Below are 12117 nucleotides of genomic sequence, written 5' to 3'. Positions count from 1 at the left end.
CGGCTACTCCACATGCTCGCTGACGAAGGACCAGCGGTGCACCGGACGGCCGATCAGCCCGGCGGGCGGCTCGGCGAGCGGCAACGGCTCGGCCGTCCACCAGGTGATCAGCAGCACCCGGTCGCCCGCGGCGCCGAACAGCTCGGCGCGGACCAGGCCGGCCGAACCGCGCAGCGCGGGCAGCGCGACCTCGCGGACCCAGGCGGACAGCTCGGCGCCCCGGCCGTCGGCGGCCCGCGCCTCCCACATCGCGGCGGTGGTGGTCACCGCCCGCCGCCCAGCGCCCGGTACGCCTGGCCGTGCACGTCGGTGTGCGGCACGTGGACCTCGGTGACCGGCAGCGAGGAGTCGGCCGAGAGGTCGAAGGCCGAGGGCGTGCGGTCGCGCCAGACCATCTCGGCCCCCAGCGCGGCGACCATCGCGCCGTTGTCGGTGCACAGCCCCGGACGCGGGACCCGCAGCCGGATGCCCGCCTTGTCGCAGCGCTGCTGGGCCATCTCGCGCAGTCGCGAGTTGGCCGCCACCCCGCCGCCGATCATCAGGTGGTCGACGCCGCTGTCCTTGCAGGCCTTGACCGCCTTGCGGGTCAGGACATCGGTGACCGCCTCCTGGAACGAGGCCGCGACATCCGCGATCGGCACCTCCTCTCCGGCCCGGCGCTTGGCCTCCACCCAGCGGGCGACGGCGGTCTTCAGCCCCGAGAACGAGAAGTCGTACGCCGGGTCCTTCGGGCCGCTCAGACCGCGCGGGAAGGCGATCGCCTTGGGGTCGCCCTCGCGGGCGGTGCGGTCCACCACCGGGCCGCCGGGGAAGCCGAGGCCGAGCACCCGGGCGACCTTGTCGAAGGCCTCGCCGGCCGCGTCGTCGATGGTCGCGCCGAGCGGCCGGACGTCGCTGGTGATGTCCTCGCTGAGCAGCAGCGAGGAGTGCCCGCCGGAGACCAGCAGGGCCATCGTCGGCGAGGGCAGCCGGCCGTGCTCCAACTGGTCCACGCAGATGTGCGAGGCCAGGTGGTTGACCCCGTAGAGCGGCTTGTCCAGCGCCCAGGCGTAGGCCTTGGCGGCGCTCACGCCGACCAGCAGCGCGCCCGCCAGGCCGGGGCCGGCCGTCACGGCGATGCCGTCCAGGTCGCTCGCCTTGATGCCAGCGGTGTCCAGGGCGCGCTGGATGGTCGGGACCATCGCCTCCAGGTGCGCGCGGCTGGCGATCTCGGGCACCACACCGCCGAACCGGGCGTGGTCGTTGACGCTGGAGGCCACCGCGTCGGCGAGCAGCGTGGTGCCGCGCACGATGCCGACGCCGGTCTCGTCGCAGGAGGTCTCGATGCCGAGGACGAGCGGTTCGTCAGCCATGGCGGTCTTCCTTCAGGTCCTTCGGTTCGGTACTGGGGTGATCGAGGCGCATCACCAGCGCGTCGATGCCGGCCGGCTGGTAGTAGCCGCGCCGGATGCCGACCGCTTCGAAGCCGAAGCGCTCGTACAGCCGCTGGGCGCGCGGGTTGTCCACCCGCACCTCCAGCAGCAGCTCGGCGCAGTCGCGCCGGGCCGCCTCCCGGATCAGGTCCGCGAGCAGCACCGCGCCGAGGCCGGTGCCCTGGTGCCGCCGGTCGACGGCGATGGTCTGCACGTCGCCCTCGCCGGCCACCGCCATCAGCCCGGCGTAGCCGACGATCGCGCCGTCGGCGGCGGTGGCCACCGTGTAGTGGCGGGTGCCGCCGGGGTGGGTCTCGGCCAGCTCGGACCAGTACATCCCGGTGGACCAGGCGTCCTCCGGGAAGAGGTCCAGCTCCAGCTCCATCACCGGCGCGATGTCCCACCAGCGCATCGGGCGCAGGGCGGCGGGGCCGCTCGGGGCGGCCGCGGTGCCCGGTCCGGTCCGGCCGTTCGGAAGGCTCGGGCCGCTCGGAAGGCTCGGAACACTCGGGCCGCTCGGAACGGTTACGCCGTTCGGGCCGGTCACGCCGGGAGCACCGCCTTGTAGCCGGCGGGCACCTGGGCGTCCGGGCGCCGCAGGTACAGCGGCACGTTGGGCAGCAGCTCACGGCCGGCGGCGAGTTCGGCGGCGGCGAAGTCGGCCAGCGCGCCGGCCGAGACGTGCTCGGGCCCGTGCGCGCCCGGGAAGGCCTCCGGGTACAGCAGCGCGCCGGCGCCGACGGCCAGCGGCCGCGGTGTCAGCTCGGCCGGGCGGTCCACGGCGGGGCCCTCGGCACGGCGGCCGTCCGCGTCGTACGAGGCCCAGTAGACCTCCTTGCGGCGCGCGTCGGTGGCCACCGTGAACGGCTGCCCGGCGAGGCCGCCGGCGCGCGCCGCGTGGGCGATCGCGTCCAGGGTGCAGACGCCGTGCACCGGCACGCCCAGCGCGTGGCCGAGCGCGGCGGCCGTCACCAGGCCGACCCGCAGGCCGGTGTAGGGGCCCGGGCCGACGCCCACCGCGATGCCGGTCAGCCGGTGCTTGTCGACGCCGGCCTCCCGCAGCACCCGGTCGATGGCGGGGAGGAGCAGTTCACCGTGGCGCCTGGCGTCGACCTGGTCGGTCTCGGCGAGGACGGCCGCGCCGTCGTGGACGGCGGCGGTGACGGCGGGGGTAGCGGTGTCGAACGCGAGCAGCAGCACGGGTCAAGGTTAGACCGGTCGGAGCCGTGGCCCACCGCCGGTCTTGGTCCGCCCGATCGACAAGGCGTCCGGGTTCGGAACACACGTCCTACGGGGTGCGGGCGCGGAGGAGTCGACCTGGCACGATGGGGCCGACGGGTTTTGGGACGGCGGTGGGAGCGACACGTGGCGAAGATGGGTCCTGGAGTGGTGGTCACCGGGCTGACCCTGGGGGCCCTGGCGGTGGTGAGCCTGCTGGCCTTCCAGGCCAACGGCGCGCAGGACCGCGCGGGAGCCACCCGGCCGAGTGCGAGCCCGACCACCTCGTCGAGCGGCCCGTCCGCCTCGGCCAGCCCGTCCGCTTCGGCCACCCCGACCGCCCCGGCGCTGCCGGTCGGCTCGGGCAGCGGGCTGCGGATCGTCTACTCGGTCGGCAGCCACTACGTCTGGCTGATCGACCCCAAGAAGAACCCGCAGGTGGTGGCCACCTTCGCGGTCACTCCGGGCTCGGTGGAACCGACCCCCGGCAGCTACCCGGTGTACAGCCGCACACCCACCACCACCGGTACCGACGGCCGCCAGATCGAGCACGTGGTGCGCTTCGCCCAGCAGAACGGCGTGGTGTTCGGCTTCAGCGCGGCCGTGGACGGCGCCACCCCGACCACCGACCCGAAGGCCAAGACCGGCGGCATCCGCAGCGGGCGACCGGAAGGTCAGCTGATCTGGGACTTCGCGCCGAACGGCACCAAGGTCGTCGTGATCGCCTGAGGCTCCGGGGCCTGCGGGTACGGCCCGCGGGCCGTGGTTCGCGGGCCCCCGTCGTGCCGGCGGGCCGGTCCGGGGGAGGTCAGGGGGACGTCAGGCCGCGGAGGTCAGGCCGCGCGAGGGGTGTCGGCCAGGGGTTCGGCGGGTGCCGCGGTCGTCCGACGCTCCGGCGGGGTGGAGACCGCCTCCGCGGCCGCACACGCGGCCAGCAGGGCCCGCATCGGCCCGCCCTGAACGCTGCGGGCGGGCTCTCCGGCCCCGGTACCGCGCGGCGCGCGCTCCGGGGCGGGGGTGGTGCTCGACATGGCGCCTCCCTAGTTAGGCAGACCTAACCGCAGCACCTATCCCATCACGCCCGGCACCCCGCCCGCAACACTTTCCCGACAGTCTGTCGGCATCGGCCGGCTCAGGCCAGCGCGTCCAGCTCCACCCCGGTCCAGCGCGGGCCGATCCCGGTCAGCCGCACCTGGCGCGGGTCCAGGTCGTCCCCGTCCGCCGCGCCACCGATGGCACGCTCGATCCGGACCTCCAGGCGGTCCTCGGCCAACCGCTCGACCTTGCCCTCGCCCCACTCGACCACCACCACCGACTCCGGCAGCGAGACGTCCAGGTCGAGGTCCTCCATCTCGTCCAGGTCCCCGCCCAGCCGGTACGCGTCCACGTGCACCAGCGCCGGCCCGCCGACCAGCGACGGGTGCACCCGGGCGATCACGAAGGTCGGCGAGGTGACCGCCCCGCGCACCTGGAGCCCCTCCCCCAGACCCCGGGTGAGCGTGGTCTTGCCGGCCCCCAGCTCCCCGGAGAGCAGCACCAGGTCCCCCGGCCGCAGCAGCGCGGCCAGTTCCCGGCCGAGCCGGCCCATCCGCTGGGGAGTGGCGACGGTGAGAGTGGCGTGCGAGCCCATGCGCGATTCAAGCCCTTCGATCCGTACTGCGGCGCACCGACCTCCGGGCGCCTCCGCTACGGTGCCACATCCCCGCCCGGCCCCGCGCCCGGCCCGGTCCGAGGTGATCGGTCGGGCTACTCCGTCTCCCCCACCGAGGGCGGCAGCGGCGCCGCGCCCCGGTAGTCCACCGCCCGCTTGAGCAGGGCGGCCAGGCACCGGTCGACGAGGTCGGGGCGCTCCAGCATCACCAGGTGCCCGGCGTCCTCCACCAGGAGCAGCTCGGCGCCGGGCAGTTGTTCGGCCATCGCCTCGCTGTGCGCGGGCGGGGTCAGCAGGTCCTTGGTACCCGCGAGCACCAGGGTGGGGATGCCTCGCAGGGCCGCCAGCGCGGAGGTCTTCTCGTGCGCGCCGAACACCGGGTAGAACTCGGCCACCACGTCGATCGGGGTGGCGTCCAACAGCTGTTCGGCGAACCGCACCACGCCCGGGTCGACGTCCTTCCCGCCGAAGGAGAACTTCCGGTAGAAGACGGCACTGACGTCGGCGCCCAGCCGCCGGGTCGCCTCCACCAGCTCGACCTGCCGGCCGAGCAGCTTCATCACGCCGGGCGCGACCTTCTTGAACAGCTTGGCGCCGACCGCCGGCAGACCGAGGGTCACGGCCTCCCAGTCCCCCGCCAGCGTGCCGATCAGCGCGACCCCGGCGACCCGCTCCCGAAACAGGTCCGGGTCCTGGTCGGCCAGCGCCATCACCGTCATGCCACCCATCGAGTGACCGACCAGGACCAGGGGCCCGGTCGGCGCGACGGCTTCGATCACCGTCCTGAGGTCCCCGCCCAGCTGGTCGATGCTCGCGGGCTCGCCGGCCAGGAAGGAGCGGGAGCGCTCGGACCGGCCGTGGCTGCGCTGGTCCCAGAAGACCAGCCGCATGCCCTCGCGCAGCGCGGCCCGCTGGAAATGCCAGCTGTCCTGGTTGAGGCAGTAACCGTGGCAGAAGATCACGGTCAACGGCTCGCGTCCGTCGTCGTCCGCGGCGGCGGGCCCGGGGCCGGAGCGCCGCCCGGCCCGCACCAGCGCGCCGGAGCCGCCCAGCAGACCGGGCAGGCCGCTCCGGTCGACCGGTCCCTCGCCGCTCCCGGGGCCGCCCGCCCGGCGGCGGACGAACCAGCCGCGACGGCCGGCCCCGGCATCGTCACCGGCGTCCGTCCCGGCACCGCCGTCCGTCCCGGCCTCGTGGTGCGGCGGGTGTTCGGCGCGCACCCGGACGGGCTCGGGCCAACCGGTGCCGTCCAGCTCCACGTAGAGCTCGGTGCCGTCCGGGGCCGCCACCGTGCACGGGTGCCCGCGCAGCGAGCCGTACGGGGCGTTGGCGTCCAGCTCCGCGCGGGCCCGGCGGCGGGTCGCCCGGCCGACGGTCAGCCGCTCGATCGCCACACCGGCGGCCGCACCGGCCGCGACCACGCCGACCGAGATCCCGATCAGGCCGGCCCGGCTCACCCCGGAGGCCGCGCCCGCCGCCTTGGCCACCGCCGCGACCGGACCGGAGCCGGCCTCCTCGCTCATGCGACCGGGCCCTCGGCGCTGTCCGTGGTGTCCGCGCTCGCGCCGAGGTAGCGCCGCGGCACCCGGGCGCCGATCCGGGTCACGATCTCGTAGGAGATGGTGCCGCAGGCCCGGCCCCAGTCCTCGGCGGTCGGCTCACCCTGCTCGCCGTTGCCGAACAGCAGCACCTCGTCGCCGATCGCGGGGGTGTCCCCGCCGAGGTCGACCACGAACTGGTCCATCGCCACCCGGCCGGCCACCGTGCGCCACTTGCCCGCGATCTGCACCGGACCGGTGCCGCTGGCATGCCGGGGGACACCGTCGCCGTAGCCGACCGGCACCAGGCCCAGGGTGGTCGGGCCCGGCGTGGTGTAGTGGTGTCCGTAGCTGACGCCGTGGCCACCGGGAACGTGCTTGACCAGTGCCAACCGGGCGGTCAACGCCATCACCGGGCGCAGCCCGAAATCGGCCGGCGAGCCGACCTCCGGGACGGGCGAGAGCCCGTACATCGCCAGGCCGGTACGGACCATGTCGTAGTGCGACTGCGGGAGCAGCAGGGTGGCCGGCGAGTTGGCGAGGTGGCGGACCACAGGGCGCAGCCCGGCCGCCTCGGCGTGCGCCAGCGCCTCGCGGAAGGCGTCCAGCTGGGCCTGGATGGAGGGGTGGCCGGGCTCGTCCGCCGCCGCGAAGTGCGACCAGACGCCGACCACCGTGAGCAGGCCCTCGACCTCGGCACGCCGGGCTGCGGCGACCAGCTCGGGCCAGTCGTGGGGCTGGCAGCCGTTGCGGCCGAGGCCGGTGTCGGCCTTCAGGTGCACCCGGGCCGGAACGCCGGTCGCGCGGACGGCGGCGAGCACCTCGTCCAGTGCCCACTCGCCGCTGACGGAGACGTCGATGTCGGCGAGCAGCGCCTCGCGCCAGGGGCCGCCCGGCGTCCAGAGCCAGCAGAGGACGCGGGCCTGGTCGGGGCGGATTCCGGCGGCGCGCAGGGCGAGCGCCTCCTGCGGGAGCGCCGTGCCGAGCCAGCCGATGCCTGCGGCGACCGCCTCGCGGGCACAGCGGACCGCGCCGTGGCCGTAGGCGTCCGCCTTGACCGTGGCCATCACCGTGGCGGCGCCGACGCGCTCGCGCAGCGCGGCGAGGTTGCCGCGCAGGGCGGCCAGATCGATGGTCGCCTCGGCCCGTACGCCGTCGGTGAGGGTGGCCGTGCCGGTCGTGTTCGCAGTTGTCATCAGGGTCAGTCTCCCAGACGTCTCATGGTCCTCGCCGAACGGCCCGTCGGCGCGGCGGACCGGCCCCGGCCCGCCGACCGGCCCGTATGCCCCGCCACCTCGTCCGGGACGCCCCCGAAGCACCACCGGTTCCCCGGACCACTCCGGACCACTCCGGGCCACCCCGCGCCACCCCGCGCCGCACCCTGCCCCGCGCGAGAAGTCGGCCCGTCCGACTTCCCACCCCACCCCGGCGAGCGCTGCCGGGCGGGCCCCTCCCCGCTGGACGATCCTGAGCCAGGAATATGTAGACCGGTCTACCTTCGCAACACCCCCAGACCCGCACCCCTGCACCACCGCTTCACCGGATCACCGCACGAGAAGTCGGCCCGCCCGACTTCCCGCGCCGGCACCCATCTCTCCCTTGGGATCCACCCCACACCCGCAGGTCGAATATGTAGACCGGTCTACATTCCAGCCCGCGCCCAACGCCCCACACGCACAGGAAGTCGGCCTGTCCGACTTCCTGCTCCACCCCGGACGAGCGCATCCACCACTATGTAGACCGGTCGGTCTATTCTGCCGCCGGCCCTGCCGACCCCCGCACATCGCGCCAGACCGCCGACAGGGCAGCGGCCACCTGCAACGCCATAACCGGCGCACCTGGCGTACCCGCCGCGCCCAACACACCCGGCAGGCCCGCCGCACCCACCGCACTCGCAGCGTGGCGCCCGGCCAGGCCGTGCAGATACGCGGCCACCGAGGCGGCGTCCAGCACGGGCAGACCCGCCGCCAGCAGGGAGCCGGCCAGGCCGGCGAGCACGTCGCCGCTCCCGGCCGTCGCCAGCCACGGCGTACCGGTCGGATTGACCCGCACCGCGCCCCCCGGGTCGGCGATCACCGTGGTGGAGCCCTTCAGCAGCACCGTCGCCCGGTACGCGGCAGCCAGCCGGCGTGCGGTGACCAATCGGGCGGCGGCCAACTCGTCGGCAGCCGGCGGTGTGGTGCCCCCCGCCCCAACCACCCCCGCCCCCGCCAGCAGCCGGGCCGCCTCGCCGGTGTGCGGGGTGAGCAGCGTGGGCGCCGTCCGCCCGGTCAGGGCCTGCGGGCCGAGTCGACCCAGTTCGGTGAGTCCGTCCGCGTCCACCAGGACGGGTACGTCGCTCGCCAGCGCCTCGCCGAGCGCCTGCCGGGCTCCGTCCCCTCCCCCCGGACCGACCACCCAGGCCTGCACCCGGCCGGCGCCGGCCGGCCCGCCCTCGGTGACCAGCACCTCCGGGAACCGCCGCACCACCTCCTCGGCCGCCGTCCCGACGTACCGCACCGCGCCCGCACCACCGCGCAGCGCGCCGGCGACCGCCAGCAGCGCCGCCCCCGGGTACGTCACCGAACCGGCCGCCACCCCGACCACGCCGCGCCGGTACTTGTCGCTCTCCGCTCCCGGGACCGGCAGCAGCGCGGCCACCTCGGCGTGCTGCAGGGCCTCCACCTCGGCGGTCGGCAGTGCCAGCCCGATCTCCACCAGCTGGACCGCGCCGGCGTACGAGGCGCCCGGGTCGATCAGCAGCCCCGGCTTGTACGTGCCGAAGCAGACCGTGACGTCCGCCCGCAGCGCCGAGCCCGCCACCTCTCCGGTGTCGGCGTCCACCCCGCTGGGCACGTCCACCGCCACCACCACACCGCGCCGCCCGGCCCGCGCGTACGGTTCCGCCTCCGGGCGCAGCCCGCCCCGGCCGCCGATCCCGACGATGCCGTCCAGCACCAGGTCGGCGCACGAGAAGTCGGCCAGGCCGACTTCCTGCTCCAGCACCACCCGACCGTGCGCGGCACGCAGCGCCGCCAGCCCCTGTACGTGGGCACGCCCGGGCGCGAGCAGCACCGCCGTCACCCGCGCGCCGCGCCGGGCCAGCGCCGCGCCGGCGTACAGCGCGTCACCCCCGTTGTCCCCGCTGCCCGCGAGCACCACCACCCGGCTCCCGTACACCCGACCGCGACGGCGGGTCAGCAGCCGGGCGCAGGTGGCGGCGAGGCCTGCGGCAGCCCGCTGCATCAGGGTGCCCTCGGGCAGTCGGGCCATCAGTTCGGCCTCGGCGGACCGGACCTGTTCGACACGGTGAGCACGGCGCATGCGCAAGCCCCTACCCTTCGGCTAACCCTCGGCGATGACTACCACCGACGCTACGCCCGCGTCGTGGCCGAGCGACACGTGCCACGAGACGACGCCCAGCTCGGCCGCCAGTGCGGCCACCGTCCCCCGCACCCAGAGCTCCGGCCGCCCGGACGCCTCCGTCACCACCTCGACGTCCGTCCAGTGCGGTCCGCCCGGCGCGCCGAGCGCCTTGGCCAGCGCCTCCTTCGCCGCGAACCGCGCCGCGAGTGACGCCGTACCGCGCGGCTCCCCCGACGGCAGCCGCCGCTCGCCCGGCGTGAACAGCCGCTCCGCCAGCCCCGGCGTGCGCTCCAGCGCGGCGCCGAACCGGTCGATCCCCGCCACGTCGATCCCGACCCCGATGATCACCAGCTGTTCCTCCACCTTTGCGGGACACTTTCGAGTGACAACCACTTCGATCCCCCACCGGTGTCGGTCCGTACGCCTACCGTGTCGTTCGCAAGGCAGACAGGCGCACGGACCAGCAGGAGGGAGAAGGGCCATGGTCGCCATGCCGGCAGTCGAGCACCCGCTGCAGCAGGACATCCTCCAGGCATTCCTGGAGCTGGACACACCGCCGGGGTTCAAGGCCGAGCTCATCGAAGGGGAGATCGTCGTGACGCCGCCACCGGACGGATCGCACGAGACCGCGTTCTCGCTGCTCAACAGGCAGCTCATGCGCAAGGCCGAGGTCGAATTCGACCTGTCGGGGAACAGAGGGCTGGTCACCCCCAAGGGCCGGTTCATCCCCGACGGAACGGTCGCCCCGGTCGGCCACTTCGAGAACTCCGGCTCCTGGGCGGACGCCTCCGGAGTCCTGCTGGTCTTCGAGGTGACGTCGACCAACCCGGTCAAGGACCGCGGTCCCAAGCGCCGCGGCTACGCGGCCGCCGGCATCCCCTGCTACCTGCTGGTCGACCGCAGCGAGGGCAAGGTCACCCTCTTCACCGACCCCGAGGGCGAGGACTACACCGCCCACAGCCAGGTCGACTTCGGCAAGCCGCTCGACCTCCCCGCCCCGTTCTCGTTCACGCTCGACACGGTGCCCCTGCGGTAGGACGCAGCCACCGCAGGGGCACCGGCCGGACGGGGTACTACTCGACGGTGACCGACTTCGCCAGGTTGCGCGGCTGGTCGACCTCGTGGCCCTTCGCCGTCGCCAGCTCGCAGGCGAAGACCTGCAACGGCACGGTGGAGACCAGCGGCTGCAGCAGGGTCGGCGTCACGGGGATGCGGATCAGGTGGTCCGCGTACGGGACGACCGCCTCGTCGCCCTCCTCCGCGATGACGATGGTGCGCGCACCGCGGGCCCGGATCTCCTGGATGTTGGAGACGATCTTGTCGTGCAGGATCGAGCGCCCGCGCGGCGACGGCACGACCACCACGACCGGCAGCCCCTCCTCGATCAGCGCGATCGGCCCGTGCTTCAACTCGCCCGCCGCGAAGCCCTCGGCGTGCATGTACGCCAGCTCCTTGAGCTTGAGCGCGCCCTCCAGGGCCACCGGGAAGCCGACGTGGCGACCGAGGAACAGCACCGACTTGGCGTCGGCGAGCGAACGCGCCAGCTCGCGCACCGGCTCCATGGTCTCCAGCACCTGCTCGACCTGCCGGGGCGCGTCGCCGAGCTCCTTGATGACGGCGGAGATCTCGTCGCCCCACTTGGTGCCGCGCACCTGGCCCAGGTAGAGCGCGACCAGGTAGCAGGCGACCAGCTGGGTCAGGAACGCCTTGGTGGAGGCGACCGCCACCTCCGGGCCGGCGTGCGTGTAGAGCACCGCGTCCGACTCGCGCGGGATGGTCGAGCCGTTGGTGTTGCAGATCGCCAGCACCTTGGCGCCCTGCTCACGCGCGTGCCGCAGCGCCATCAGGGTGTCCATGGTCTCGCCGGACTGCGAGATCGCGATGACCAGCGTGCCCGGACCCATGATCGGGTCGCGGTAGCGGAACTCCGAGGCGACCTCGACCTCGCACGGGATGCGGGTCCAGTGCTCGATCGCGTACTTGGCGATCATGCCGGCGTGGAAGGCCGTGCCGCAGGCGACGATGACGACCTTGTCCACCGAGCGCAGGTCGGTGTCGGAGATCCGCAGCTCGTCGAGGGTGAGCCGACCGTCGGTGCCGATCCGGCCGAGGAGGGTGTCGGCGACGGCCTTCGGCTGCTCGGCGATCTCCTTGAGCATGAAGTAGTCGTAGCCGCCCTTCTCGGCGGCCGAGGCGTCCCAGTCGACGTGGTACTCGCGCACGTCCGCCGGGCTGCCGTCGAAGTTGGTCACCGTGACGCCCTCGTGGCGCAGCTCGACGACCTGGTCCTGCCCCAGCTCGATCGCCTCACGGGTGTGCGCGATGAACGCGGCCACGTCCGAGGCGAGGAAGTTCTCGCCCTCGCCGCGCCCGACCACCAGCGGCGAGTTGCGGCGCGCGCCGACCACGACGTCCGGCGCGTCGGCGTGCACGGCGACGAGGGTGAAGGCGCCGTCCAGCCGGCGGCAGACGATCCGCATCGCCTCCGCGAGGTCGCCCTCGTACACCTCGGCCAGCAGGTGCGCGACGACCTCGGTGTCGGTCTCCGAGCGCAGCGTGTGGCCGCGCTCGGCCAGCTCGGCCCGGAGCTGGGCGAAGTTCTCGATGATGCCGTTGTGGACCACGGCCACCCGGACGGCGTCGTCCAGGTGGGGGTGGGCGTTGGCGTCCGTGGGGCCGCCGTGGGTGGCCCAGCGGGTGTGGCCGATGCCGGTGGTGCCGCCGGGAAGAGGGGTCTCGGCGAGCGACTTCTCCAGGTTGGCGAGCTTGCCCGCCCGCTTGTCGGTGGCCAGGCTCCACTGCCCGTCGGAGCCCTGCACCTGCACGGCGACACCGGCCGAGTCGTAGCCCCGGTACTCGAGTCGCTGCAGGCCTGCGATTACTACATCAAGGGCGGGCTGCGAGCCCACGTATCCAACAATTCCGCACATGCGTGCCAGCATAAGGGCGCCCA

At 74.3% G+C, this 12117-nt stretch carries 13 protein-coding genes; 2 read left to right on the top strand and 11 right to left on the bottom strand.

Annotated features, from left to right (window positions below):
- Window positions 1–3: 3 nt before the first annotated feature.
- From ACIQTO_RS04195 to tsaB, 4 genes are all read right to left on the bottom strand, one after another.
- Complete coding sequence (locus ACIQTO_RS04195) at window positions 4–267, bottom strand: hypothetical protein (RefSeq protein WP_380574526.1); 264 nt, start codon at window positions 265–267, stop codon at window positions 4–6.
- On the bottom strand, window positions 264–1352 hold the full coding sequence (gene tsaD / locus ACIQTO_RS04190; RefSeq protein ID WP_402382496.1) for a tRNA (adenosine(37)-N6)-threonylcarbamoyltransferase complex transferase subunit TsaD: 1089 nt from the start codon (window positions 1350–1352) through the stop codon (window positions 264–266). Before tsaD ends, ACIQTO_RS04195 begins: the two co-directional genes overlap by 4 nt.
- Entirely contained in the window at window positions 1345–1824 is a 480-nt protein-coding gene (gene rimI / locus ACIQTO_RS04185) for a ribosomal protein S18-alanine N-acetyltransferase (RefSeq protein ID WP_402382493.1), read from the bottom strand. The genes tsaD and rimI overlap by 8 nt, the downstream gene beginning before the upstream one ends.
- A gap of 131 nt (window positions 1825–1955) precedes the next feature.
- Window positions 1956–2612 carry a tRNA (adenosine(37)-N6)-threonylcarbamoyltransferase complex dimerization subunit type 1 TsaB gene (gene tsaB / locus ACIQTO_RS04180; RefSeq protein WP_402382491.1) on the bottom strand — a complete coding sequence of 219 codons (657 nt, stop codon included), beginning with the start codon at window positions 2610–2612 and terminating at the stop codon, window positions 1956–1958.
- Window positions 2613–2786: 174 nt separating this feature from the next.
- Between tsaB and ACIQTO_RS04175 the strand changes: the two genes are divergently transcribed.
- Window positions 2787–3359, top strand: coding sequence for a hypothetical protein (locus tag ACIQTO_RS04175; protein ID WP_402382763.1), 573 nt, complete (start codon window positions 2787–2789; stop codon window positions 3357–3359).
- A 104-nt stretch (window positions 3360–3463) separates the two neighbouring features.
- Here the strand turns inward: ACIQTO_RS04175 and ACIQTO_RS04170 are convergent, their stop codons facing one another.
- The 6 genes from ACIQTO_RS04170 to ACIQTO_RS04145 form a co-directional block, all read right to left on the bottom strand.
- On the bottom strand, window positions 3464–3661 hold the full coding sequence (locus ACIQTO_RS04170) for a hypothetical protein (RefSeq protein ID WP_402382488.1): 198 nt from the start codon (window positions 3659–3661) through the stop codon (window positions 3464–3466).
- 101 nt (window positions 3662–3762) lie between these two features.
- Window positions 3763–4260, bottom strand: a complete 498-nt coding sequence (gene tsaE, locus ACIQTO_RS04165; RefSeq protein ID WP_402382485.1) for a tRNA (adenosine(37)-N6)-threonylcarbamoyltransferase complex ATPase subunit type 1 TsaE — start codon at window positions 4258–4260, stop codon at window positions 3763–3765.
- Window positions 4261–4376: 116 nt separating this feature from the next.
- Window positions 4377–5804 carry an alpha/beta fold hydrolase gene (locus tag ACIQTO_RS04160; protein ID WP_402382482.1) on the bottom strand — a complete coding sequence of 476 codons (1428 nt, stop codon included), beginning with the start codon at window positions 5802–5804 and terminating at the stop codon, window positions 4377–4379.
- Window positions 5801–7015 carry an alanine racemase gene (gene alr, locus ACIQTO_RS04155; RefSeq protein ID WP_402382480.1) on the bottom strand — a complete coding sequence of 405 codons (1215 nt, stop codon included), beginning with the start codon at window positions 7013–7015 and terminating at the stop codon, window positions 5801–5803. The genes ACIQTO_RS04160 and alr overlap by 4 nt, the downstream gene beginning before the upstream one ends.
- A gap of 553 nt (window positions 7016–7568) precedes the next feature.
- A complete protein-coding gene (locus ACIQTO_RS04150) occupies window positions 7569–9122 on the bottom strand; it encodes an NAD(P)H-hydrate dehydratase (protein ID WP_402382477.1) in 1554 nt (517 codons plus the stop codon).
- A gap of 21 nt (window positions 9123–9143) precedes the next feature.
- Window positions 9144–9515, bottom strand: a complete 372-nt coding sequence (locus ACIQTO_RS04145) for a holo-ACP synthase (protein ID WP_402382761.1) — start codon at window positions 9513–9515, stop codon at window positions 9144–9146.
- A gap of 139 nt (window positions 9516–9654) precedes the next feature.
- Between ACIQTO_RS04145 and ACIQTO_RS04140 the strand changes: the two genes are divergently transcribed.
- Window positions 9655–10200, top strand: coding sequence for a Uma2 family endonuclease (locus tag ACIQTO_RS04140; RefSeq protein WP_402382758.1), 546 nt, complete (start codon window positions 9655–9657; stop codon window positions 10198–10200).
- Between the two features lie 37 nt (window positions 10201–10237).
- Here ACIQTO_RS04140 and glmS read toward each other — a convergent pair whose 3' ends face one another.
- Window positions 10238–12094 carry a glutamine--fructose-6-phosphate transaminase (isomerizing) gene (glmS, locus tag ACIQTO_RS04135; RefSeq protein WP_402382474.1) on the bottom strand — a complete coding sequence of 619 codons (1857 nt, stop codon included), beginning with the start codon at window positions 12092–12094 and terminating at the stop codon, window positions 10238–10240.
- Window positions 12095–12117: the final 23 nt, after the last annotated feature.

It is taken from the genome of Kitasatospora sp. NPDC091207, from assembly GCF_044768625.1.
Classification (GTDB): domain Bacteria; phylum Actinomycetota; class Actinomycetes; order Streptomycetales; family Streptomycetaceae; genus Kitasatospora.
The sequence above is the reverse complement of the archived record's forward strand: the minus strand, read 5'-3'. Positions and strand labels throughout refer to the sequence as shown.

Excerpts from the sequence above, each read along its gene's own strand:
- tsaD (WP_402382496.1), bottom strand. The coding sequence starts at position 1,352 with ATGGCTGACGAACCGCTCGTCCTCGGCATCGAGACCTCCTGCGACGAG.
- rimI (WP_402382493.1), bottom strand. The coding sequence starts at position 1,824 with ATGCGCTGGTGGGACATCGCGCCGGTGATGGAGCTGGAGCTGGACCTC.
- ACIQTO_RS04175 (WP_402382763.1), top strand. The coding sequence starts at position 2,787 with ATGGGTCCTGGAGTGGTGGTCACCGGGCTGACCCTGGGGGCCCTGGCG.
- ACIQTO_RS04170 (WP_402382488.1), bottom strand. The coding sequence starts at position 3,661 with ATGTCGAGCACCACCCCCGCCCCGGAGCGCGCGCCGCGCGGTACCGGG.
- tsaE (WP_402382485.1), bottom strand. The coding sequence starts at position 4,260 with ATGGGCTCGCACGCCACTCTCACCGTCGCCACTCCCCAGCGGATGGGC.
- ACIQTO_RS04160 (WP_402382482.1), bottom strand. The coding sequence starts at position 5,804 with ATGAGCGAGGAGGCCGGCTCCGGTCCGGTCGCGGCGGTGGCCAAGGCG.
- alr (WP_402382480.1), bottom strand. The coding sequence starts at position 7,015 with ATGACAACTGCGAACACGACCGGCACGGCCACCCTCACCGACGGCGTA.
- ACIQTO_RS04150 (WP_402382477.1), bottom strand. The coding sequence starts at position 9,122 with ATGCGCCGTGCTCACCGTGTCGAACAGGTCCGGTCCGCCGAGGCCGAA.
- ACIQTO_RS04140 (WP_402382758.1), top strand. The coding sequence starts at position 9,655 with ATGCCGGCAGTCGAGCACCCGCTGCAGCAGGACATCCTCCAGGCATTC.
- glmS (WP_402382474.1), bottom strand. The coding sequence starts at position 12,094 with ATGTGCGGAATTGTTGGATACGTGGGCTCGCAGCCCGCCCTTGATGTA.